The 24501-nt window shown below is 37.2% G+C and carries 24 protein-coding genes and 1 tRNA gene; 18 read left to right on the top strand and 7 right to left on the bottom strand.

What is annotated here, in order from left to right:
* Positions 1–49: 49 nt before the first annotated feature.
* Entirely contained in the window at positions 50–1093 is a 1044-nt protein-coding gene (locus LKF16_RS06445; protein WP_291469777.1) for an alcohol dehydrogenase catalytic domain-containing protein, read from the bottom strand.
* An 80-nt stretch (positions 1094–1173) separates the two neighbouring features.
* Positions 1174–1884 carry a GTP pyrophosphokinase gene (locus LKF16_RS06440; protein WP_291469776.1) on the bottom strand — a complete coding sequence of 237 codons (711 nt, stop codon included), beginning with the start codon at positions 1882–1884 and terminating at the stop codon, positions 1174–1176.
* Between the two features lie 583 nt (positions 1885–2467).
* On the opposite strand from LKF16_RS06440, the gene LKF16_RS06435 reads away from it, so the two are divergent.
* From LKF16_RS06435 to LKF16_RS06425, 3 genes are all read left to right on the top strand, one after another.
* Entirely contained in the window at positions 2468–3871 is a 1404-nt protein-coding gene (locus tag LKF16_RS06435) for an ArnT family glycosyltransferase (RefSeq protein ID WP_291469774.1), read from the top strand.
* A gap of 18 nt (positions 3872–3889) precedes the next feature.
* Positions 3890–5008, top strand: a complete 1119-nt coding sequence (locus LKF16_RS06430; protein WP_291469772.1) for an acyltransferase family protein — start codon at positions 3890–3892, stop codon at positions 5006–5008.
* A 157-nt stretch (positions 5009–5165) separates the two neighbouring features.
* The gene (locus LKF16_RS06425; RefSeq protein WP_291469770.1) at positions 5166–5726 is read left to right on the top strand and encodes a DapH/DapD/GlmU-related protein; all 561 of its coding nucleotides are present in this window, start codon (positions 5166–5168) and stop codon (positions 5724–5726) included.
* A gap of 9 nt (positions 5727–5735) precedes the next feature.
* On the opposite strand, the gene LKF16_RS06420 is transcribed toward LKF16_RS06425, so the two are convergent.
* Positions 5736–6620 carry a LysR family transcriptional regulator gene (locus LKF16_RS06420; RefSeq protein WP_291469768.1) on the bottom strand — a complete coding sequence of 295 codons (885 nt, stop codon included), beginning with the start codon at positions 6618–6620 and terminating at the stop codon, positions 5736–5738.
* A gap of 81 nt (positions 6621–6701) precedes the next feature.
* On the opposite strand from LKF16_RS06420, the gene LKF16_RS06415 reads away from it, so the two are divergent.
* From LKF16_RS06415 to LKF16_RS06405, 3 genes are read left to right on the top strand one after another with little or no spacing between them, the layout of a single operon-like run.
* On the top strand, positions 6702–7565 hold the full coding sequence (locus LKF16_RS06415) for an aldo/keto reductase (protein ID WP_291469767.1): 864 nt from the start codon (positions 6702–6704) through the stop codon (positions 7563–7565).
* A 15-nt stretch (positions 7566–7580) separates the two neighbouring features.
* Positions 7581–8168, top strand: coding sequence for a sugar O-acetyltransferase (locus tag LKF16_RS06410; RefSeq protein ID WP_291469764.1), 588 nt, complete (start codon positions 7581–7583; stop codon positions 8166–8168).
* A 38-nt stretch (positions 8169–8206) separates the two neighbouring features.
* Complete coding sequence (locus tag LKF16_RS06405) at positions 8207–8866, top strand: putative quinol monooxygenase (RefSeq protein WP_291469762.1); 660 nt, start codon at positions 8207–8209, stop codon at positions 8864–8866.
* A 323-nt stretch (positions 8867–9189) separates the two neighbouring features.
* Here LKF16_RS06405 and LKF16_RS06400 read toward each other — a convergent pair.
* Positions 9190–9262 (bottom strand) — tRNA-Lys (locus tag LKF16_RS06400).
* Between the two features lie 168 nt (positions 9263–9430).
* Between LKF16_RS06400 and yycF the strand changes: the two genes are divergently transcribed.
* From yycF to LKF16_RS06350, 10 genes are all read left to right on the top strand, one after another.
* Positions 9431–10141, top strand: a complete 711-nt coding sequence (yycF, locus tag LKF16_RS06395) for a response regulator YycF (RefSeq protein WP_291469760.1) — start codon at positions 9431–9433, stop codon at positions 10139–10141.
* 257 nt (positions 10142–10398) lie between these two features.
* Complete coding sequence (gene walK, locus LKF16_RS06390) at positions 10399–12300, top strand: cell wall metabolism sensor histidine kinase WalK (RefSeq protein ID WP_291469758.1); 1902 nt, start codon at positions 10399–10401, stop codon at positions 12298–12300.
* Entirely contained in the window at positions 12290–13663 is a 1374-nt protein-coding gene (locus tag LKF16_RS06385; protein ID WP_291469756.1) for a YycH family regulatory protein, read from the top strand. The genes walK and LKF16_RS06385 overlap by 11 nt, the downstream gene beginning before the upstream one ends.
* A gap of 3 nt (positions 13664–13666) precedes the next feature.
* Positions 13667–14482 carry a two-component system regulatory protein YycI gene (locus LKF16_RS06380; protein ID WP_291469755.1) on the top strand — a complete coding sequence of 272 codons (816 nt, stop codon included), beginning with the start codon at positions 13667–13669 and terminating at the stop codon, positions 14480–14482.
* Positions 14475–15278 (top strand): MBL fold metallo-hydrolase, encoded by an 804-nt coding sequence (locus tag LKF16_RS06375; protein ID WP_291469753.1) that lies wholly within the window; start codon positions 14475–14477, stop codon positions 15276–15278. Before LKF16_RS06380 ends, LKF16_RS06375 begins: the two co-directional genes overlap by 8 nt.
* A gap of 143 nt (positions 15279–15421) precedes the next feature.
* Positions 15422–16795: a S1C family serine protease gene (locus LKF16_RS06370; RefSeq protein ID WP_291469752.1), complete on the top strand. Its 1374-nt coding sequence runs from the start codon at positions 15422–15424 to the stop codon at positions 16793–16795.
* Between the two features lie 384 nt (positions 16796–17179).
* Complete coding sequence (rlmH, locus tag LKF16_RS06365; protein WP_291469750.1) at positions 17180–17659, top strand: 23S rRNA (pseudouridine(1915)-N(3))-methyltransferase RlmH; 480 nt, start codon at positions 17180–17182, stop codon at positions 17657–17659.
* Between the two features lie 11 nt (positions 17660–17670).
* Positions 17671–18213 carry a TetR/AcrR family transcriptional regulator gene (locus LKF16_RS06360; RefSeq protein WP_291469748.1) on the top strand — a complete coding sequence of 181 codons (543 nt, stop codon included), beginning with the start codon at positions 17671–17673 and terminating at the stop codon, positions 18211–18213.
* A gap of 98 nt (positions 18214–18311) precedes the next feature.
* Positions 18312–19292: a DUF5692 family protein gene (locus LKF16_RS06355; RefSeq protein ID WP_291469746.1), complete on the top strand. Its 981-nt coding sequence runs from the start codon at positions 18312–18314 to the stop codon at positions 19290–19292.
* A gap of 195 nt (positions 19293–19487) precedes the next feature.
* The gene (locus LKF16_RS06350) at positions 19488–20528 is read left to right on the top strand and encodes an acyltransferase (RefSeq protein ID WP_291469744.1); all 1041 of its coding nucleotides are present in this window, start codon (positions 19488–19490) and stop codon (positions 20526–20528) included.
* Positions 20529–20622: 94 nt separating this feature from the next.
* On the opposite strand, the gene LKF16_RS06345 is transcribed toward LKF16_RS06350, so the two are convergent.
* The 3 genes from LKF16_RS06345 to LKF16_RS06335 form a co-directional block, all read right to left on the bottom strand.
* On the bottom strand, positions 20623–21252 hold the full coding sequence (locus LKF16_RS06345; RefSeq protein WP_291469743.1) for a matrixin family metalloprotease: 630 nt from the start codon (positions 21250–21252) through the stop codon (positions 20623–20625).
* A gap of 133 nt (positions 21253–21385) precedes the next feature.
* Positions 21386–22324, bottom strand: coding sequence for a nucleoside hydrolase (locus LKF16_RS06340; RefSeq protein WP_291469741.1), 939 nt, complete (start codon positions 22322–22324; stop codon positions 21386–21388).
* Positions 22321–22773, bottom strand: coding sequence for a MarR family winged helix-turn-helix transcriptional regulator (locus tag LKF16_RS06335; protein WP_291469739.1), 453 nt, complete (start codon positions 22771–22773; stop codon positions 22321–22323). Before LKF16_RS06335 ends, LKF16_RS06340 begins: the two co-directional genes overlap by 4 nt.
* 85 nt (positions 22774–22858) lie before the next feature.
* Between LKF16_RS06335 and LKF16_RS06330 the strand changes: the two genes are divergently transcribed.
* Together LKF16_RS06330 and LKF16_RS06325 are read left to right on the top strand one after the other, a co-directional pair.
* Entirely contained in the window at positions 22859–23710 is an 852-nt protein-coding gene (locus LKF16_RS06330; RefSeq protein ID WP_291469738.1) for a fructosamine kinase family protein, read from the top strand.
* 130 nt (positions 23711–23840) lie between these two features.
* Positions 23841–24488 carry an SDR family oxidoreductase gene (locus LKF16_RS06325; RefSeq protein ID WP_291469736.1) on the top strand — a complete coding sequence of 216 codons (648 nt, stop codon included), beginning with the start codon at positions 23841–23843 and terminating at the stop codon, positions 24486–24488.
* Positions 24489–24501: the final 13 nt, after the last annotated feature.

The raw sequence follows: 24501 nt of genomic DNA, 5'->3' as shown, positions 1-24501 counted from the left end.
TCAAAAAAGCAACCAATCGTTAAAGATTGATTGCCCTTTAAATTCCAAGTTAGTCACTAACTTTGACCATTGATTTGATTACTTTACGGTCTGCCATTTCTTGATAGGCATCGTTAATTTGATCTAGTGAGAATGTCTTTGTGAATACTAGTCCAGGATTGATTTCTCCATCTAGGACTGCTTTTAGTAGTAATTCTTTATCGTAGGTAGTTACTGATGCAGGACCACCGGCTAAGATGATGTTGTTGCCAAATGAAGCAGCGACATCTTGTTTAGCATCTTGAGGCAAACCAACACGTCCAACGATTGAGCCTGGACGGCCAACTTGAAGAGCAGTTTGAACTGACAAGTCAGTACCAACACATTCGAGAACGGCGTCAGCACCAAAGCCATTTGTCAGAGCTAAAATCTTTTTCACTCCGTCATCGCCACGATCAGCAACGTTATCAGTAGCACCAAACGTCTTGGCTAAGGCTGCACGGTCTTCATGACGACTAGTTGAGATGATTCTTTTAGCCCCCAATAATTTGGCAGCGATGATACCGCATTGACCAACAGCGCCATCGCCCAGAACAACGACTGTATCGCCAGCTTTTACATTAGCTACTTTTGCAGCATGGAAACCTGTTGCCATGACGTCAGCCAATGTCAAAAGCGACTTGATCATGCCTTCGCTATAATCGCTAGGTTGGCCAGGAATTTTAATTAAAGCCCATTGGCCGTGTTGGAATCTGATATATTCAGCTTGGTTTCCCTCACTGAAGTTATCAGTATGCGATTGGCAATCGCCGTCAAAACCAGCTAAACATGCTGGACAGTGGCCACAACCGTGAGTAAATGGAGCGATAACGAAATCGCCTTTTTTAACAGTCGTGATGTCTGAGCCAGTTTCCTCAACGATACCAATGGCTTCATGACCATTGTTCATAGAATTTGCTTCCTTATCGTTAAAGCCACGATATGCCCAGAGATCTGATCCACAGACACAAGCACGAACAACTTTGATGATCACATCGTCATCGGCTTGAATCGTTGGTTTGTCAGTATCTTTAACGACCATTGAACCAGCTTTTTCAAAAATAGCAGTTTTCATATACAACATCCTCCTTAAATTGAATCAATTAAATTATAACCACTAATTAATGGACTTGAAAGCGGATTATTTTTAAAAAATTAGTTGTGGATCAGACTGCTTTTTTGATTGATTTTGGTAAAGATGCTTTCCATACTCATTTCAACTTGATTGAGTTCATCGGAATTTTCTTTTAGTTGTTGAGAATACTGCTCTAACTCTTCAGCAGGGATGTTAGTTTTGTATTTTAATTTGTGTTCCAAACTGGCCCATAAGTCCATGCCAATAGTTCTGATTTGAACTTCGACAGGTGCGGTATGACGAATTCCATCTTGCAAGTAGACAGGAACTTCTAAAACAATATGAAGACTGCGATAACCATTTTTCTTTGGTTTAGCGATATAATCACGTTTTTTCAGTATCTTGATTCCAGGATGTGACGTCAAAGCGTTAGCCACAGTGTAAACATCTTCAGGATAGTTAGTGATCACGCGGAGCCCACCGATATCGTAAATATTATTGACCAAATTATCATAAGTAAATTCTAAATTTTTTCGCTTCATCTTGCCACTCAGGCTTTCCATGGACTTCATTCGCTCTTCCATGTGGTGGATCGGGTTGTGAGAGGAGTTAATTTGATAATCAGTATCAAGATTTTCTAAACGAGCTCCAACTGCATTTGTTGCAGCTTGGCAAAGTTGGAAGTAGTTAGCGATTTCGATTATATTATCAGCACTTTCACTGTCCATAATTTCGTTTAGCTCTTGTTTAGCTTCCTCAAAATTGGGGAAATTGTTTTTTTCTAATATCATATTAAGTATCCTTTCATAAGTGATTAGTAAGTAGCTTACAATCCTTTTGTGAAAAAATAGTGATGATTATATATAGAATGTTTGCTTTTGGTAATGCTACGTTTACAAATATTAAATAATAAATTGAAAAATTAATGTTATCAAAATTGGTGATGAATTTTGAATACCATTAGAAAAAATAAATAGTTAAAAATATTTAGTCAACAAAACGGGGATTAAGAAGTATTGGTCTATTCCTTTGAGTTGGTACTGTTTGTATTTATATTAATTTATATTGGATATAAATTAAGTGGACAATATGATCATTTATCGGTAATTTTTATGGAATTTGATGATATTTTCTTAGTATGTATAGCTTTTAATTGATACCAGCAATTGATATGTTTAATTTATCTCATGATGTAGATATAAATCACATTGACCCGCTTTAAACTACTTATCAATGTTTTGAGAAATCACTGAATAAGGGCTGATAAATATTAATTCAATACAATTGACTTTTTCCAAAGTTTTACTGGTAATAGTTGCAATATACACAACGGTAGTTATGTTTCTAGGAATCAAGTATTTCAGGGATAATTATTTGGTCTGGAATGTAAAGATTAATTTATTGATCACGGGTATTGTGTGTGTGATGGTGATTTTGTATGGAATATTGGTATATCAAATTTATGACAATTCTAAATTGATCAATTGGATAGTTTTACTGACGATGTTATTGGTGTTCGTAATTATTGCTGTTAGCTGGATTAAGCTAGTTCCTACGAAGCAAGTTAGTGATTTTAAGCAGTTTTGGAATCGTTCAAACGCTGTAATTAATGGACATCAGTTGTTCTATTCGGAAAATAGCTACTTCGCTAAATATGCTTATCAGACCGGATTTTTACTGTACATGTTATCAGTTGTAAAGATATTTGGAAGCAATCTTTTTGTGATGCAATTGTTAAATGTACTTGTCCAAACTTTGATCCTATTAATGACATATCTATTGACGATAAATGTTTTCAACAATGTCAAGTTGGCAAGATTATCAGTTCTATTATTAATGGTCGACTTAGATTGGTTTGCACTTAATAGTCAAGCTGATAATCAATATCTTGGAGCTCTATTTTATTTGATAACGTTTTATCTGTTACAAAAAAAGAAAACCTGGTCGTATTTGCTTGCCGGACTTACTTTATCAATTGGTTGGTTGGTTCGTCCAATTGGTCCGGCAATATTCATCGGAGTGATGATTTATATACTTCTTTTTGACATTGAGTATCGTCCACAAAAGACAATCCATGAGATTACCAAAAAAGTCATTTTTCCTTCTGTAATTTGTTTTTCAACTCTTTTTATGGCAGGACAAATGATCCAAGTAACAGGACTGAATCCACATGGCTTAAAAAATATGAATTCTGAATGGAAATTCATTGCAGGATTAAACTACGAATCTTCAGGATCGTATTCGGCTAAATTGGATAAACAATTTAAATCAGCTCCGACAAGAATAGAAATGAAAAAACAGGAACGTGAAGTTTTGAAACAAGAGCTAGTCTCATTAAAACAAGGACATAATTGGTTGAAACTGATAATCGCAAAAGTAAGTATGCTGTGGTCGGGGAGAACGATGACAACAAATTTCGCTGGTTTTGGAAAAAATCATTCACAAAATTCTGATTATATCGTTGGATTAGTTGGATATCTTGGAAGCTTTCTTTTAATTATTTTTTCATGGATAGGATCCTTAAAGATGCTGAAAGAACGATATTCTTCAAAAATATTTATGATGTTATTACCATTACTGGTGTTTGCTGCAATCGAATTGATTATTGAGGTACAAGGTAGATACAGAATTGAATTTTTACCAATAATTTCAATGGTTGCAGGTTTGGGAATGTATTCGAGTTTGTCATTCTTATATAGTTTTGTGATGAGTAGAATCACATTATTACGAAATAAAAAGCGACCAGATATGTTCCCACACCCCATTCAAAAAATATAATTCACCGGAGGTTTTTTAATGTCAAGTCATCACATCAGAAACTCGAACATTGAACTTCTAAGAATTATTAGTATGTTATTGATTACCCTTCATCATTTCAGTTTATGGGGTCGGGGGGGGTATGCGGACACTCTAATCAATAATAGACAGACTGTTCAAGCTTTCCAAACTTTGATCTTTTTGCCTATTGGTGACATTGGAGTATATTGTTTTGCAATGATTACAGGATTTTACCTTGCTGGTAAAAGTGTCTCCAGTTCGAAATCATTTAAAAAAATTGGAAAGATATATTTACAAATGTATTTTTACTGTATGATATTCCTTATTTTGGGATTACATTTCCATCTTCCATTAAATAACTATCCCAATGCGATTGATCCACTAATGCCATTTAACCGTATTCCCAATATATTGATGTCATTGATGCCCATAACTTTTAAACACTATTGGTTTGTGACGGATTTTATTTTATTGATGCTGTTTGTTCCTTATATCAATCGATGCTTGAATGGATTGGAGCAAAAGAAGTTTTTAAAACTGTTAATTATAATGATTGTTTCCACAGGAATTTTCCCACTATTAAACAACAATATCGTATCCGAAACTGTGGGATTGGGAATCTTAATGACGTCATACATGATTGGTTTTTATATCAAGCAATTTTTGGTTGTTAAAAGGTATAAATTACCGATAGGTTTAAGTTTGTTGATTGTTAATACCGCAATTATTTATGCAGTCACGTTTTACGATATTGTATTTTTAAAATATAGGTACATAAGGATCTACACTGGTATCTTTGCATTATTAGCGGCGATGGGATTGTTCTTAATATTTATTAGTTTGAAACCTAATTATAATATCTTGATTGATTCCGTTGCTAAGCATATGTTCGCGGTCTATCTAGTGACAGAGAATATCTTTGTTATTAAGCCACTTTGGAAATTATTCTCTTTTGAAAACATTCAGAATTTAACAAAAGTTAACTTTTACGGATTTGTGAGCGTGGTAGGGATCATGCTTGTAATATGTGCGATTGATGCTATTAGAGAACAAATTTTTAATGTAATTTACAAAACTGCACGCGTTGGGTTCAAAATTTTTGCAAAATTGGAATTATCGAATAAGCAATCTATTTAAAAAAGAGCTTCCAAAAAAATTGGAAGCTCTTTTTGTATTCATTTTGACTATGTATAACAACTCATTATAGGCATTAGACATGGATTGATTCAGGATTTATTCTAATGCTTGTAAACCGTAAAAGTAAAATTTTGCTAATAAATGGGAGGTTGTTGCAATGGATGCACTGGATCAAACCTTAGTAGGCGGGCGAATCAGCTATAGTAAGGAACGCTTTACAGAAATCGATGCGATAGTTGAGGATAATGCTAAACGAACGAGTCAAATCAACAATCAATATCATGATCCAGATGCCAGACGAGAATTATTCAGTCAGGTTTTTGGATATCAATTGCCAGAGACTACTAACATCAGTGCTCCATTTAATACCGACTTTGGTAGGCATACTTTTATTAAAAATAATGTGTTTATCAATAAAGATTGTCTATTTGTTGATTTAGGCGGGATATGGATTGATGACAATGTCCTGATTGGCCCTCGAGTTAATTTGGTGACAGTTAATCATGTGGAGGACCCAGAGTATCGACGTGATTTAGTAACAAAATCAATTCATATTGAAAAAAATGCTTGGATCGGCGACTCAGCCATGATTTTGCCTGGAGTTACTATTGGTGAAAATGCGGTTGTTGGGGCATCTTCAGTCGTTACTAAAGACGTTCCAGCCAATACAATTGTTGTTGGTTCACCGGCACATGTTGTTAGAGAAATCAGTGAATAGCAAATTTTTTTACTGAACTGATATTTGCGACTTCAAATAATTCACAAAAGTTTGTGTTGCCTCGCTCAAGGGAACGCCTTTTCTCCAAATTAGATAATGGTCAAGCTTATATTCCGGTGTAAATGGAATAAACCGAAGTTTGCTATCTTGGGGCAATTGAACCCCTTCAATACAAATTAAGTTTCCAAGTCCAGCAGCAGCCAGATAAATGGCATTCGTTAATAGGTTATATTCGCCGACAACATTTAAAGTGGAATCGTTAGCGTGAAGCCAATCCATCAAGTCGTCGTGAACCAATTGTCGATGAGGGATGATTAGAGGACGTTCAATTACGTCGTCAACTGTGACGGATTTTTTGATGATCAAAGGGTCTTTGTCTAAAACGGCAATTCCCCACCGATCGTAAGTTGGGAGTTTTAGAAAGTGGTATTTTGCGGTATTGATTGGTGATGACACGAATCCCAATTCGATCAGGCCTTGATCAAGGCGTTGTTGAATAGCAGTTCCGTCAGCATCATATAGATCATAAGTGATGCTAGGATTTTCTTGATGAAAGTTCATCAGGATTGGCGTTAAAAAATTAGTAACAGTCGATTCGACAGCTCCAATGCCAATCTTGCCAACTAGCTCATCGTCATTGATGTTTTTCACCAACTCATTGGCTCGATTTAATTCAACTAAAATCTGTTGGACATGCAATTGGTATGCTAGTCCTGCTTTGGTCAAAACCATGCGGTGTTTTTCACGGGAGAAAAGGGGCGTACCTAGTTGTTCTTCCAACTGTTGTAGTTGTCGACTTAAAGTTGGTTGAGCGACGTGCAATTCACGAGCAGCGGACGAAATTGTTCCAAGTTTAGCGATAGTTAAAAAATAATTTAAGACACGGGTTTCCATACGTAACCTCACTATTCATTTTTTACATTGATATAAATACATTATAGTTCCAATGAATAATGGGACTAAAGGAGGATTAAAATGATTCCTACAATTACGTTAAATAATGGACTCAAAATGCCATTAGAAGGATTTGGAACCTTTCAGATGACTGACTTTGAAACTTGTAAACAGGCGGTTCTCAATGCTTTAGATGGTGGTTATCGACTGATTGATACAGCTCAAGTCTATCGAAACGAGCGAGCTGTTGGTGCAGCGTTAAGAGAGACAGATATTCCTCGAAATGAAATATTTGTGACGACTAAGGTTTGGTTGCCATTTTATGGAATCGATAAAACACAAATTTCAGTCAACGAATCCTTGAAACGAATGGGTTTGGATTATTTGGATTTAGTCCTGCTCCATGAACCATATGGCGATTACTATGGTGCATATCAGGCGTTGGAGAAATTCAATCATCAAGGTATTGTCAGAGCAATTGGAGTTTCTAATTTTGATGCTGGGCAAATATTAGATCTTGCTCATAATTCGGAAATCACACCCGAGGTTAATCAAGTTGAATTAAACCTATACCAACAAGAAAACGAACTTAGAAAGATTCATCAAGAACTCAAGATTAGAACTGAGGCCTGGGCACCATTAGGTGAAGCAAGCGGACAGATCTTAGCAGAACCAGCTGTTGAAAAAATTGCTCAGCAATATCACAAGACAGTGGCACAAGTGTTGTTACGTTATTTGATCCAATTGGATGCAGTGATCATCCCAAAATCATCTCATAAAAAACGAATGCTTGAAAATTCTGATATTTGGAATTTTTCGTTAACATTGGATGAAATGGATCAATTAGCAAAATTAAATAAAAATAAGTGGCTTTCTCCAGATCGACACAGTCTCTCAGCAACGAAACATTATCAAGATCTTATCGATCAAGGACTAGATTATTAATAAGAAGGTATTAAGATGACAATGACAGAGCATGAAAAACTTTTAGCAGGCAAGGATTACGACTATCGTGATCCAGAATTGCAACAAATGTTGGCGAATGGCAAACAACTTATTCAAGAAATCAATACAGAGACTGATGCGGATAAACGCAATCTTACGATGAAAAAACTTTTTAACCAGTCAGGTCAACGTTTAACTATCAATGGTCATTTTGAAGCTATCTACGGAAAGCACATTAGTGTTGGTGACGATGTGTTTATCAATGGAAACTGTTTTTTTCAAGATTCGAACTTGATCACGTTAGGAAATCGCGTCATTATTGCTCCTGATACGAAGTTTTACTGTGGCGAGTATTCACTTGATGCCAACCAACGTTTTGGCGTGCGCGAAGATGGCAGTCGTTATCTAGTTACCTATACTGAACCGATCAGTGTGGGAAACGATGTGTGGATCGGCGGTAATGTCACGATTATTGGTGGAGTACACATTGGTAATAATGTTATTGTTGGTGCCGGTGCAGTTGTGACCAAAGACGTTCCTGATAATTCAGTGGTCGGCGGCGTTCCGGCCAAAATTATTAAACAATTGCCCGAATTAGGCTAAACTAAAGGTGATATATGCAAAAATTGTGAGGAATAATTATGGAATTGATGAAAGCTCCACTTTTTAGAATGTATAAATTAACGATCAATGCTGACGATCGAGATAAATTTGTTGAAGAAGGCGAACATAATTTGTTGACGTCGGTTCGTAATGAACCTGGGACATTAGCAATGTATGCCACGCATGAAGATGAAGCGGGTACGACAAATTACGTTTTTGAAATTTATTTAGATGAGGAACGCTACCAGGTACATGCAAATTCTCCACAATTCAAAAGTTATAGTCAGCTCGCTCAACAAGTCATAACTGACCGTGAGGTCCATCAATTACACCCCGCTTATCTTTCCATTAGTAATGGATTTGAAGTGGCTGGGATCAATTATTCGCCCGTTGAACTGTATGATCTGACGATTGCTAAAGATAAAGTCAAACATCTCAAACACTTATTGAGTGAAGAGGTCGTGGCATCATTTGAGGAGCTACGAGGTTTTTCCACCTTTAATGTTGCATCAGTAGATGAAGATGAAACTCACTGGATCATTTTGACGATATTCAAAGATCGTGCCAATCAAAATAAGTCTAAGAGTTGGCTCTTAGACTTGTTAAATGACAGCACTGCCAAGTATCAGCTCCATCAATTAGTAGTTGATACCATGGTCAGTCAGGATAAATTGGAGTATTCAGATTTAGATGATTAGGTGATTAAGGCATATTGTTACAAAAATGTTACAGAACGTGGTATTATTATTTTCCTGAGAAGAAGAAACTAGCTTTTAGGGCATTATCAGTCGATGATGTCCTTTTTGTATCACTTGTTTTTTAAGGGATAGTTAAGTTTGAGTGACAAAAACAGCGGCAGAGACATAGAAATGTACAATATAATTGTGTTTTGAGTGAATTTTGAGGATGAATTAAAGAGTCGTTTGAACAAAGCGATTTTAATGAGTTAATTTAAATTAGATTTTTTGTGCAAGAAAAAAGCGCTAGGACTAAGTCCTAACGCTAAGCGGTAATTCTGTTATGGGTGGTCAGGGGATCGAACCCTGGACCCACGGATTAAGAGTCCGTTGCTCTGCCAGCTGAGCTAACCACCCAAAGTGATTTCTTTTCTCAATCAATCAACGAGATATATAATATCATAGAACGCAAATTGCAGGCAAGACTTTTTTTGTCGAAATTGAAAGTTTTTAAGATAAGGTTTAGTTGATTTTGTTTTAATATTACAAAGCTAGTATAATGATTGAAGTCAAGGAGAGGTAAATATGGCTAAAAAGATTCTAGTAGTAGACGATGAAAAACCTATTTCAGATATTGTTAAATACAATTTGGAAAATGAAGGATATGAAGTAATCACAGCTTTTGACGGAAAAGAAGCTCTTGATAAAGTTGAATCTGATAATCCCGACTTGATATTACTCGATTTGATGTTACCAGTTATCGATGGTCTTGAAGTGGCTCGTACTGTGAGAAAAACTAAAGACACACCAATTATCATGTTGACAGCTAAGGATACCGAGATCGATAAGGTCATCGGACTTGAATTAGGTGCTGACGACTATGTTACAAAACCTTTCTCTAACCGTGAGTTAGTCGCTCGTGTTAAGGCACGTTTGAGAACGCAAAGAGAAACCCCATCTGAAGAAACAAAGAATAGTGAAATACAAATTGGTGACCTTACTATCTTGCCAGAAGCTTATACAGTTACTAAAAATGGCAAAGGTATCGAACTGACGCATCGTGAGTTTGAGCTATTGTATTACTTAGCTCAACACATTGGCCAAGTTATGAAGCGTGAGCATTTGCTTCAAACTGTTTGGGGCTATGATTATTTTGGAGACGTTAGAACGGTCGACGTTACAGTAAGACGTCTTCGTGAGAAAATCGAAAATAATCCTAGTCAACCAGAATGGCTGATGACTAGACGTGGGGTTGGATATTATTTAAGAAACCCTGATTCAGACAGTAATCTATAATTAAAAACAATATGAATATATAGGAATGTTGCAGTCTGATTGACTGTTTCATTAAAAGTCGGATCAACTCAATTACGAGTTGGTCCGATTTTTTTGTCGTGAGGTTAATTACCAAGTATAATAGTAGTTAGTTTGTATTTAATGCTGAAATGAAGTTACAAGTTCTTTTCAGTATGAGAAAAATGCTTGATTGGTCTACTTCTTTTGTTATGATTGACTACTAAAGAAATCACCAAATCAATTCTAGGGTGGAGACATTGAAAAAAAGATTAGCGTTTTTACACTCGATCAACTTCAAAATTGGTTTGTCATTTATTCTAATTTTGATTTTTACGATCGAAATCATTGGGGCCTACTTTGTCAGACAGCTGGAACAACAAAATGTTTCGCAATTTGAAGATTCAGTCAGCGTCAAAGTATATGTGCTCAACCAAATTTCAGAGAATTTAACTGATAACGACTCGCATACGCGAGCCAATATAAATAATACAATCCAAGATTTTGCTCGAAATAACTCAGATATCACTGATATTCAGGTTATCGATCGAAATGGAACCATAGTTGGAACTAAGGACGCTGATAAGGCATCCCAGATTGGTCGAAAGACTTTAAAGGATCAAGTCCGACGAAGTATTAATAATAATAAGAAGATCACGCAGATCTATTATGATAAATCGCTGGGGAGCTCATATGAATCGATAACACCGGTTTCGTCACCCGACAACAGCAATGTTGTGGGTGCAATTTATGTCCGAGCCAGCATGGAGTCAGTTTATACGGGTATTAATAACATCATTGTTATCTTCTTGACGGCTTCCTTGGTAGCCGGACTTCTCGGTGCGATGATTGCAATTTTTATTTCTCGAGCGATCACACGACCGATCGGCGAAATGAAGCAGCAGGCGGTTCGAATGGCCGAAGGTGACTATTCTGGTCAGGTTCGTGTTTATTCGCCGGATGAGTTAGGTCAATTAGCGATGGCCGTTAATGACCTGTCAGTCAAAGTTGAAGAGGCGACGGAAAATTCGGAATCTGAGCGACGGCGACTCGATAGCGTTCTGACGCAAATGTCAGATGGTGTTATTGCTACTAACCGACTCGGAAATATTACGGTCATTAATGAAATGGCCCGCGAATTCTTGAATAAGACTGAAGATGAAGCCAATGGTGCTCAATTGGTCGATATTTTAGGGATTTCTGATCACGTTAGTTTTGATGAATTATTGGAGAGCCCTGAACCGATGATCATTGAGACGAGTGACTTTATGGATGATGACGATATTGAAGACGATGACGATGGATCGTTGATTTTAAATGCTGACTTTTCTTTGATTCAAAGAAATAGTGGCTTTATCAGTGGTATGGTTTGTGTCTTGCATGATGTCACTGAACAACAAAAAATCGATAGTGAACGTCGTCAGTTCGTTTCAAACGTTTCTCACGAGTTGAGAACGCCGCTAACTAGTATCAGTAGTTATATCGATGCTTTGAACAACGGTGCTTGGAAAGACCAAAAGTTGGCTCCGCAGTTCTTGAATGTTACGGCTGAAGAAACTGATCGGATGATCAGAATGATCCAAGATCTCTTGAACTTGTCACGGATGGATCAAGGTCGTTCAAAACTCAACAAAGAGCTAGTCAACTTTAATGAATTCTTCTCATACATCCTGGACCGTTTTGACATGATGTTGAAGAAAGAAAAGGCTGATGCCAAAGAAGATGACAAGAAGATCGTCAAGAATTATCGGATCAAACGAATTTTTACCCAAAAAGATCTGTGGGTCGAAATTGATACCGATAAGATGACGCAAGTTATCGATAATATTATGAATAATGCCATTAAGTACTCTCCAGATGGTGGTGTCATCACTTGCCGTCTGTTGGAAACTAATAAACATATTATTATTAGTATTTCTGATGAGGGTCTGGGTATTCCTAGAAAAGATATTAAGAAAGTCTTCGATCGTTTCTATCGTGTTGATAAAGCACGTTCTAGAAAACAAGGTGGTACCGGATTAGGACTATCTATTTCTAAAGAAATCGTTGAACAACATAAAGGTAGAATTTGGGTAAATAGTGCCGAAGGTAGAGGTTCGACCTTCTACATTTCCCTACCGTTTGATCCAAATGAGACAGGAGGAGAATGGGATGAAATTTAGTCGACTGATCGTTCAAATTTTATTAGTCGTCGCAGTTGTCACCAGTTTTGTTTTGTCCTTCTTCATCTGGACTAACACTGCCCGTTACCAACGTGGCCGAAATATTGATGTGTCGACTAGTGATGTCGATAAAAATAAAACGCCAATTGATCAAATAATCAGCCCGACGCAGGTTATTTGGCAAGATGGCAAGGATCAACGATTGATCTATAACAACAAAGATAATATTTCATTTAACATGCAAAGTGTTATCAAGGATTGGAAGGTTGGAACGTTCCATCGTGAATTCACGAAAGATGGAGCCAAGTACCAACATATGATCCAGCAAAAAAATATGATCCAATTAGTCTATCCTACGAATATCTCGATTCGAACATTAGGATATTTGATGAATAACAATCAGCTGCAAAAAGCTCAAGATCATGCATTCAATCGAATTATTTTTTCAACTAACAACAAAGACGATGACCAGGTTTACTTAGCTAACGATAATGATTACTCAGTTTATGAAGCTAAGGTCAGCGGGGCTTCAGCAGAACCGATTATCAAATTGGCTAAAAAAGCTAATATTGATCTGAAGGTCAAGTTGAACTTGATGAAACACGGCGTCGTAACTTTTTACTCTGAACCAATTACTTTAAAACGCTACTCATATGTTATGAGTACAAAGGCGGATTCAGAATATACGACTAATTTGTTCGATGCTAATACTGATGACATCAACAATAGTACTGATGGCAACGTCACTACTTATAGTGTCGGCGAGTCCAAACGATTAGTATCTGATCGTGACAAGAATGAATTAACATTTTCCGACTATACTGACACGTCAGTTCCTAAAGATTACTTAACGTTCTTCCAACGTGGCTATAAGAAGGCAACGAACATTCAAAATTCGGTATCTAACTTACGTCTGTATGATGCTAACTGGAAGAATAAAACCTTGGTATATCGCGAATACGTTGAAGGATTTCCAATTTTTAAAAAGAGCGAATTTGGTTCGATCAAGATTGTCTTTAGTCGAAATGGTTCAAGTGAACAATTCTTGAATAAAGTCTTGGAAGTTCCAGTCCCATCAGATCTTCGCAGCGTCTCATTGAAACCAACGACTGAGATCGTCAAAGAGTTGAATAATGTTGGTTATTCACCAAATGATATTCAAAAACTCGAAGTTGGCTATCAATGGACTAACGAAGATGACAATTCAAATGTTATCGACCTTGAACCTACGTATTATATTAAGATGGACAATCACTGGCGTTCATTTGAAGATTGGACTGGCGTGACCGCTGAATCCACAACAAGTAGCACCACGTCAACGACGACACAAAGTACCGCAACTACAACAAACGGAGGGGAATAACTTATGGATTTTCGTAGAATTGAAATCATCTTCTTAGTAGTATTCCTCGCTTTGGATGTATTCTTGCTGTCGTCGTTTCACAGTAGTCAACAAGTTATTTCTAATTCGACGACTGGTGTAGCTTCAACGTTGACTGATATGAGAAAACGTAACATCACGTTTGGCAAGTTGGACAAAAAGGCTGGAACAGCTTATTATCTCGGTGCACAAGCTAGCAATGATCTAGCCAACAACGAATCTAAGCTGCGTGGCCAAGAGCTTGAGTACAATCAGAGTTCAAACAAATTAATGAGTACGCTTGATGATCCCATCAGTGTTACTGATTCTAATCGCAAGGAAAAGATGAACAAGTTCGTCAAAAAAGAATCGAATATTTTGTTTGGTGATGAGTACGTTTATTCGCCGCAGCTTTCGACTAGTTCCGAAATTGTTTATGCTGAAACTGGTCCGTTTGGACCTATGTACGATAAGACCGGTCAATTAACTTTTTCCGTGGAAAATGGCAAGGTCACTGGCTACACGCAGACGTATATGAAGCGACTTGATATTTTGCAGGAAAAACAAACGACCAAGAGTGAACGTGACGTGATCACCAATCTTTATTCAAGTTCAGAAATTCCAAACAATTCAAAGATCACTTATGCAAATATGGCCTATACTAAACTTTTAGAAGCTAAAGGTAGTACAATTTACATACCAGTTTGGTTTGTAAGTATTCATAACAAAGATAGTAAGGTAGATACTGTCAAAAAGGTCAATGCCTTTACCGGTAACTTACTAAAGACCTCAGATAGTGGAGACGATTATAGTAATGAGTGAAGATAGTTTAAAAATTAGTGTTCTAGCAAGCAGCAGTTCTGGAAACGTAACTTACATCGAGACTCCTGAACATCACGTTTTAGTTGATGCAGGGATGTCTGGCAAGAAGATCAAAGAATCGCTAGAAAGTATTGGCAAAGATATCAATACGATCGATTCTTTGTTTGTGACGCATGAACATACTGACCACATCAAAGGCGTTGGCGTCTTGGCCCGTCGGTATGGTTTGAATGTGTATGCTAATCAAAAGACTTGGGATGCTATGTTGCCGAAAATCGGCAAAGTTCCAGAAGATCAGATCAATGTTTTTCAACACAATAAGGTTTTATGCTTAGATGATCTGGATGTTGAAAGTTTTGCAGTTTTACACGATGCAGCTGATCCTCAATTTTATAAATTCCATCATAACGGTAAAGATTTCGTTATTTTAACAGATACCGGCTATGTCTCTGATCGGGTCGAGCAGACGATCAAAAATGCCGATGGCTATTTGTTTGAATGTAACCACGATGTGGAAATGCTTCGAAATGGCTTTTATCCATGGCCATTGAAACAACGTATTTTGAGTGAAAAAGGTCATTTATCAAATGAAGATGGTGCTAATGCCTTGATGAGCGTTCTTGGCGATCGGACCAAACAGATCTATTTAGGTCATTTGAGCCCTGAAAATAACACTAAGACAGTCGCTCATACGGCAGTGGAGAACATTTTGGAAGATAATGACTTTGGAGTTGGCAACGACTTTTTGATCCATGATACAGACCCTAAAGTTGCGGATCCATTGATTTCGCTGTAAAGTAAAATTGAATTTAACATAAAAGGTGGTTTGCTTAGCAAATTTACCTTTTTTTTTCAAAAAATTCATCAAATAAGTTTCACAATTTTTTCAAAATTTACTTGTATGATGTATTTAAAGTATTAGGGAAGTGAGCAGGATTTATGGACGAAAATAATAACAATAATCAAAATAGACAAACTGATCGTAACGTAAAACACCGTGGTAGATCACTTTGGAAGACAGCAATCGTTGCCTTCGTTTCTGCCATCTTAGGTGTGGCAATTGCTTATGCAGGATTTACGCACATGGGCAGTTCAGTTCCTGATACGGCTTCTAAGAGCGGCCCAGGAACCACTGAGGTTTCTAACACTAAGGTAAATACTTCAAGCACAATGTCTAAGGCTTATAACAAAGTCGACAACGCCGTTGTTTCGGTAGTCAACTTGCAGAAACAAAAGCAGAATTCTTCCAGCGATGGCAGTTTAAATTCGATTTTTGGCGACTTGTTCGGTGATTCAGGCAATGACGATTCAGGTAATTCTTCAGACAGTGGATCATCTGACTCACAAGGAACAGACGGCAATTCCACAGATGGTTCAACTAATGGATCAAGTTCTTCAAAGAGCGACAGCAATAAACTGGAAGAATACAGTGAAGGTTCTGGTGTCATCTATGCCAAGCAAAATGGCAAAGGTTATATCGTAACTAATAACCACGTTGTTTCAGGTTCAGATTCACTCGAGATCATTTTAAAAGACGGAACTAAGTTGACTGGTAAATTAGTTGGTAGCGATGCTACAACTGACTTAGCTGTAATTGAGATCGATGGTAATAAAGTTCCCGCAACAGCAACATTCGGTAATTCAGATAACTTAACTCCTGGTGATACAGTTATCGCCATTGGTTCACCATTAGGTAGTCAGTACGCAACTTCAGTAACTCAAGGTATTATTTCTGCAACGAACAGAACTGTGGATACACAAGACCAAACAACTGGTCAAACTACTGGTGAGGCAACAGTTCTTCAGACAGATGCCGCTATTAACCCTGGTAATTCAGGTGGACCACTAGTTGATTCAGCTGGGCAAATTATTGGTATCAATTCAATGAAGCTAGCTTCAAACACAGATGGATCATCAGTTGAAGGTATGGGATTTGCTATTCCAAGTAATGAAGTAGTTAAGATCATCAACGAATTAGTCAAGAACGGTAAAGTATCGCGTCCTTCATTAGGAATTCGAGTAGTCGATCTTAACCAAATTTCAGATGATTCACAACAAACGCTCAAATTACCAGATAGCGTCACTCAAGGTGTTGTAGTTTATAGTACGGAAAGTGGTTCAGTTGCTAAGAAAGCTGGACTCAAGAAGAATGATGTGATCGTTAAACTTGATAATAAAAAAGTAAGTTCGGTCGCAGACTTACATAACGCGCTATACTCGCATTCAGTTGGCGATACAGCATCGTTGCAATTCTACCGAGATGGTAAGCTTCAAACAGTAAAAGTTCATTTAACACAAAAAACAACTGAATAAAATGACAACGTGAAACCATTAATTTATGGTTTCACGTTTTTTTTTGAACAATTAATGTTAAATGTAAGTATATTTTTCGTGTTTTCTGAAACTGAATAAAAAGAAAATATCCACACCTGTGAATAACTTGTGGATAAGTGGATAAATCTTAGAAATGTCGCTGTAGAAAAAGTTATCCACAATCCACAAACTGAATGTGGATAACTAAAAAAACTAACATTTTTAACTTCTGTAAGTGCTGATATAACAACGTTTAAAACGTTCCACAGAAATACACAAACAATTTATCCAGTGTGGATAAGTCAGGTGGACAAATTTTTCGGATTTAGTTTTGCATTTGGCTTGTTGTGGATAGTTATATATTATGTATGTAAGGAGATTATTATGAATATAAAGTTTGTTACTGTAGGTAAATTAAAAGAGAAGTATCTTAAGGCTGGTATAGCAGAGTATGCCAAGCGTTTGAGTGCTTTTTGCAAGTTTGAGATTATTGAATGTCCGGATGAAAAGGCTCCGGAAAATTTGAGTGAGGCTCAAGATCAACATGTCAAAGAGGTTGAGGGGGAAAGAATCCTCAGTAAGATCAAGGATAAAGAATACGTTATTTTGCTCGACCTCAAGGGTAAAGAGCTCACTTCAGAAGAATTGGCGAAAAAAATCGACGACTTATCCACATATGGAACTAGCGACATTACGTTGGTAATCGGTGGATCATTGGGAGTTAGTCCTGAGGTCAAAAAAAGAGCCGATTACAGCATTTGTTTCGGAAAGTTCACCTTACCGCACCAATTAATGAGATTAGTCCTTACAGAGCAAATTTATCGTTCATTTATGATCATCAACCATCGTACTTATCATAAATAGGAGGCGATACTGTGGATACGAAGAAACATTTAGCATCAACTTTGAAAAAAGTTATGCAGACTGTACCTGTGGATAAAATTACGATCAATCAATTGACCAGTGCCGGCAATGTTGCTAGAAATACTTTTTACTATCATTTTGACGACATTAATCAATTGCTGGAATACATTTATGCAGATGAAATCGTGACGCAGCTTGAAGCTTATAAGAAACAGCAAAATTGGCTAGATGGTTTGAAATTGCTGTTAGATTACATCGATGACAATCGCAAATTTTGCTTGAATACTTTTAGATCAGTTAATCGGGGATTGCTGGAACATTTCTTATACAGCGTTGCCTTCGATATGGTGACTGGCGTGGTGATGGACTTGCATCCTGAGTGCGACGATAAGTTACGCGATGAGATCGGTAATTTTTATGGATTAGCACTGAGCAGTCAATTGATCCAGTGGTTAACTTCCAATATGAATGAATCAAAAGACGAATTTTGCGAACGCATGAATCGGATGCTTTGCGGTTCGATCGACAACGTTGTGGAACATAATCAAGAGTAATTTGGATAAACGTGCCGGATTGTCCATATGAATAACTCCGGAAAGCGGTTACAATGAAATTGTTAAAAGATTAACAAACCTTTCTGGAGGTGTTTATAATGTTCTTATTTCAAAGCATTTCAGGGGCAGATTGGTTAATGTGGATCGCAATTATTGCGGCATTAATGTTATTAAACGAAGCTGCCCGTGCAAATAAATGGGTCGGACTAGCTTTATTCGTAGTTGTGCCGATCTTGTTAACAATATTCGTTTGGCCAACGACAGCAGGAGCCGGAAGCAGTACAGGTACTTGGTTCCACTGGGTCAAAGTTTATTCAGCTTTAGCTGGGTGTTTGGGCTTTATGGCTCTAAGATTTATCAAAAAACTCAGCACCAATAAGTGGGCATTGTTGTTCCCACCAATTATTTTGTCGGTAAACATTATGGAAGCTGTCATTCGTGACTTCCAAGTTTACGGCATGCACGGTATGGTCGATGGCGTCTTCATGAATGGTGGCGCTTGGAACATCATGAACGGTATCGCTGGTATCATCAATATTATTACGATCACTGGTTGGTTCGGAATTATTATCAGTCGTGACAAGCAAAAAGATATGATCTGGGCAGACCAGATCTGGCCATGGATCATTGCTTACGATCTTTGGAACTTTGCCTATGTTTACAACTGTGTTGGTGACCATTCATTCTACGCTGGTGCAGCCTTACTATTGTCATGTACTTTTGCAGCCTTCTTCATCAAGAAAGGTTCATGGCTTCAGGCTCGTGCTCAAACTCTAGCATTTTGGATGATGTTCACAATGAGCGTTCCTGCATTTGTTACTAATTCACAATTCTCAGTTCAGAGTACTCACTCAAATGCAGCCTTGTTCACAGTCAGCTTGATTGCATTGTTAGCTAACGTTGCAGTTCTAGTATTACATGTATATAGAATCGTTAAGTACCACAAGAATGCACTTAAAGACGATGTTTACGCTGGAACAAGAGCTCATGATCAAGTACTAGCAGACAATTTGCCTGAAAAAGATATGCCTTCTGGCTTAAACGTCAAAGGTGGAGATTCTTCAGCACATACAGTTTAAAAACGTGAGAACGTTAGATGCATACATAAAAAGGTAGCTAATTCATATCAGAATTAGCCACCTTTTTTTAACTTTAACTTTTAAATTTCGTTTACAAATAACTCAAAAACTCTAAATCACTGTTAAAATTTTTGTACAATGTAAAAAAGTAAATCATATATGAATGGATTACGTGGACTTTGTTTAGGAGATTTTATGGGTAGTAAAAGGATAGTATACATTGATTATTTAAAAATCACTGCAATGCTTGGCGTGGTCATGTCTCATTCATTAGCGGAGACTTTAAATGACCACGTTTTGTCGTTGCAGTGGCATATATCGAATGTTTTGATCGGACTAGTATCGCCAGCTGTGGGGATTTTTTACATGGTCAGCGGGGCTTTGATTTTGTCGAGTCGACACACGAATGATATTAAATATCTGTGGACGCATCGGTTGGTCAAAATAGTTGTACCGTTTATTATTTGGTCCGCTATAACGGTGGGCGTTTTGATGCAAGTTGCGGGGCAATTTAAAGTAGGAACATGGTTTAACAAGCTATTGTTGATATATCATCAGTTCCCAATTATTCCATTTTGGTTCCTGTACCCATTGATTGGATTTTATCTGATTTCGCCGATGATCAAAGCGTTTGTTGATAACGCCAGTAATAAATTGATCGATTATATTTTGGCAGTTTGGTTTGTTACCAATATTCTATTTCCGTTTTTAGTGGAAGTTTTGCCACACAAATATGGAATTTATTTCACGTATATCCCTAACAGCAACATGATATTTTTAGGACAAACCTTTGGATATTTCTTGTTAGGATATCGGCTGTCAAAAATTCAAGTCAAAGCTAATACTTTTTGGGAAGACTTTGCAGCGACAATATTATTATTAGCAATTACGATCGTAGTAAATATCGAAAACGTGGCATTTCATTGGAAGTTTCCAGTGATTGGATACACATCGATCGTGGCAGTTATTTTGGCAATGGAGATCTTCTTGATGGTCCGTAAATTTTCGATGAAGCATCCAATCAATCGAATCACGCGCCATTACGTCGCTGAAATATCGACATTGACGTACGGAGTTTACTTAACTCACGGATTAGTAATTCAATTGACGGAACAAATTTTTAAGATCACGAATGCTTTCTTAGTATTTTTGATCACAACAGCAATTTGTTTGCTGTTCGGATTTATCATTAGCAAAATACCAAAAGTTAGATTTTTCTTGTTGGGAATGGACTAAAAGCGAGCGTGTGACAAAACATGGTCAGAGCTTGAGCATTAACGCAAAAAGGGAACCAATTCGTATTTTGAATTGGTTCCCTTTTTTGCGTTAATTATTTGTAATATACATTGATTGCTTGTACGTCTTTTGGTGTCACGTCAGTGTTTGGCGTCTTGTACCACATGATGGTTCCGTTTTGGTCTGAATATGAATCTTTCAAGCCTAAGGCGTGACCTAGTTCATGTTCAACAACTCGTTTACCCATGGTAGATAAAGTGGTTTGAGGGATCGTATTTTTGGAAAGATCGATTTTTGAAGATAAAACTTCGATGTATCCACGTGAACGATTGATGGTGTTAGTAGTTAAACCATTTTCTGCACTAGTAGTTCCATTATTTGTGAAGACAATATCTGCAGAATTTTTAGTTTTAGTCTCAGTAAACTTCACTTTGGTAGCCATATTCCAAGTTAAAGCACCGGCACGGATATCTCTTTGAACGCCGATTGCAGTTCCTGGAGTTATGTAGTAACTGAGGTTATTTTTATCAAAATGTTCGTTTCGAGTAATGTCGGAAATGTTATAAGTTGAGACATTTTTGTTAACTTGTGTTTGATTAGTTGTGTTTGTGAGTCTAAGTGGAAATTCATCTTCAGTCGAAGCCTGTGCATTTGTAGTTAAAAAAAGCGGTGTAAGCATAAATGCTGCGGCAGCTAAGACTGCAATTGATCTCAATTTCTTCATTTAAGTAATCCCCCTAAATCTAGTTAGCTTAATTATAGTACATATTAATTTTTTTGTATAAAGTTAATTGTAAATTTAAGGATCATGGAAGAAAACATCAAAAAAGCACGTCCTCAGCAGACGTGCTCATAAACTATTTATCGTAACTCTTGATTGCATCTAGTAAGTATTGAACGAATGCCTCACGGTCAACGTCTTCAAGAACTTTGATCTTATTGTGTTCTTCAGCATAGACTCTTCTATCTGGATAAGTCATACCTCTGAATTGATCGTTTGTTAAACCGACATCGATCGAGTAGTCGTTGCTCTTAGTGAATAATTCAGGTTTTAACATACTGATAACGGCACAAGCATCATGAATTGGAATCTTAGTCATACCCTTTTCAAGTTCAGCATTGGCGTAGAAGTCCAAAATTGAACTAGCCATGACGCCGACCTTGCCAAGGTGTTTGATCGAACCAATTTCATCCATTGTCATATAGGCCTTGTTTTCAGTCAAATTCAAACCTGACAAGGTAATGTCGACACCAGAGTCGAAGACAATCTTAGCAGCTTCCGGATCAACATAAGCGTTGAATTCAGCAGCTAAAGTGATATTTCCTTGAAGAGTTGATCCACCCATAATATAGATATGGTCGATCTTTGGCTTAACTTCTGGGAAAGTCTTTAGCAAAAGGGCGATGTTAGTTAGTGGAGCAGTGGCGATAATGTCAACTGGTTCATCGCTATTAACTAATTTGTCATGAATAAATGTCACAGCATTTTCACTAGTTAATGGATAGTCAAGGCTGTCCTTTGGAAATTCGTAGCCTTCCATACCTGTCTTTCCGTGGATCTCGCCAGCAGTTTCGATTTCTTTAACTAATGGCTCAGCTTGTCCAGAAGCTAATTCGGCATGAGAACCTAAGAAGGTCAACAATTTCTTAGCATTTTGCGTAACGTAATTTAAAGTTACATTTCCCCCTACGGTAGTAACTCCAATCACATCAGCAATCTCAGGATGTGCCAATAGCACGGTCAACGCAATTGCGTCATCAATTCCGGGATCGCAATCCATAATAACTTTTTTCATTGTTTATCTACCTCGCTTTGCTCGATATCTTGTAGTTTTTCTGGTAATTTCTGTAACGCATGTAAAAATCCTCGACGCTCAAACGCACCCAAACTAGATAAGATGCGTTGATCGTTTTGTTTCATAAAATCATCAATATTGGTTTGAAGCTTTCTAGCCTTATCCAAAACGATGATCTTTTTCAACCTTGAATCAGATTCGACGGATTCACGTTTGATTAATTCCTTTTTCTCCATGATCTTGAGGATATTAGTTGCCGTAGAGCGGCGAATGTTAAATTCAGCCTCAATATCTTTTTGAAAAACATCTTCATTCTCTGGAATGCTAGTCAAAAAATCGATGATTTGGACCTGCGTTCCAGTTAAATCATAATCAGATGCAAAATTATTCACACTGCGAGAAATCTCATTCGAAGCCACTTTTATCAAATGAGCGATATTGCTCGACATAGGTGTATCCTCCCTTGATGCCCCATTATGTTTCCACTTAAAATTATATCATGCTAATATGGAAATATGCGAAAGGATGACTGAAATGCTTATTGACAAAGAATGGTATACAGAATTAAAACTCGGTAATATCAAAAATGTTGAACCAGTTTCTGGTGGCGATATTAACTTAGCATTTAAAGTCACATCTGATTCTGGAAATTATTTTTTGAAAGTGCAACCTGACAATGACGCTAGTTTTTTCGATCATGAAGTCGAAGGGTTAAACTTGATCAATTCGGTTGCTCGCGCTCCTCAGGCGATTCGAGCGGGAACATTTAAGGGTAATGGATATTTGATTTTGGAATATGTCGAATTTGGACAGGGCTCGCAATACGATTTGGGACAATTAGTTGCTAAAATGCATCAAAAGCATGCAGATAAATTTGGTCTGGATCACAATATTTTGAATGCCAAAAATCCTAAAATTAATGACTGGCAATCTAATTGGGGAAACTTTTACGTTCATCAAAGATTGGAAGTCCTGGAAAAACTAGTCCAACAAAAGGGCTATTGGAATGACTACCGCGACAATTTAATGAACCAACTAAAGACTTTGATTTTGGAATATTATCAAGATAATCCGGTGAAACCTAGTTTAATGCATGGCGACCTCTGGAATGGCAACGTCGGATTTACGATCGATCATCAACCGATTTTATTTGATCCAGATGTATTTTTTGGCAATCGCGAAATGGATATTGCAATGACGATGCTGTTTGGCGGCTTCAATCAGGAATTTTATGATGGCTATCAAAGTGTCTATCCACTTGCCGATGGTTGGCAAAAACGCATTTCTTGGTATCAAAGCTATTATTTATTGGCGCATGTTAATCTATTTGGCGAAGGATATGGACCAAGTCTAGAGAATGCTCTGCAACAAAGTGTCAATTTCTAATATATTGTTATTGTAAACATTAAACTTGTAATAATATGTGTATCTCGATTAAAACGAGAAACAATTTTTGAATTTATGTATGCGCTACCTTATATTGATAGTAGACAAATAAAGACGGGAGATTCTGAATATGGCAAACATTTTAGTTTTAGGCGCAAACGGCCAAATCGCAAAATTGGCTGAAAATATCTTTTTAGATTCAACAGGGGACAACTTGAAGTTGTATCTTAGACGTTCAGACAGATTACGCGACAAGGCTGCTGCATTTGAAGACAGAATCGAACTAATTGATGGTGACACGACCGATGTAGAAAAATTAGTTGATTCAATGAAAGACATCGATATGGTTTATGCTAACTTAGCTGGTGGCAATATCGAAGAACAAGCTCAAGACGTCGTTAAGGCAATGGATCAAGCAGGCGTAAAACGCCTAGTTTGGATCTCAACTCTAGGTATTTACGATGAAGTACCTGGCAAGTTCGGAGAATGGAACAACAAGACTTTAGGTAGCTACATCACAAACTACGCAGCTGCTGCTAAAGTAATTGAAGATTCTGATTTGGATTACACAGTTATCCGTCCAGCATGGTTAACTAACAAGGATGAAGTAGATTACGAAACAACTCAAAAGGGTGAAACTTTCAAGGGTACAGAAGTATCAAGAAAGTCAATCGCTCAAATCGTTGTTGACATCGCACAAGTACCTGATAAATTCAGTAAAGAATCAATTGGTGTTAATAAGCCAAATACAGATGGCGACAAGCCAGCTTGGTATTAATATAGATTTAAAT

It is taken from the genome of Companilactobacillus sp. (assembly GCF_022484265.1).
Lineage (GTDB): Bacteria > Bacillota > Bacilli > Lactobacillales > Lactobacillaceae > Companilactobacillus.
This window is presented reverse-complemented; position numbering and strand designations above follow the sequence as displayed.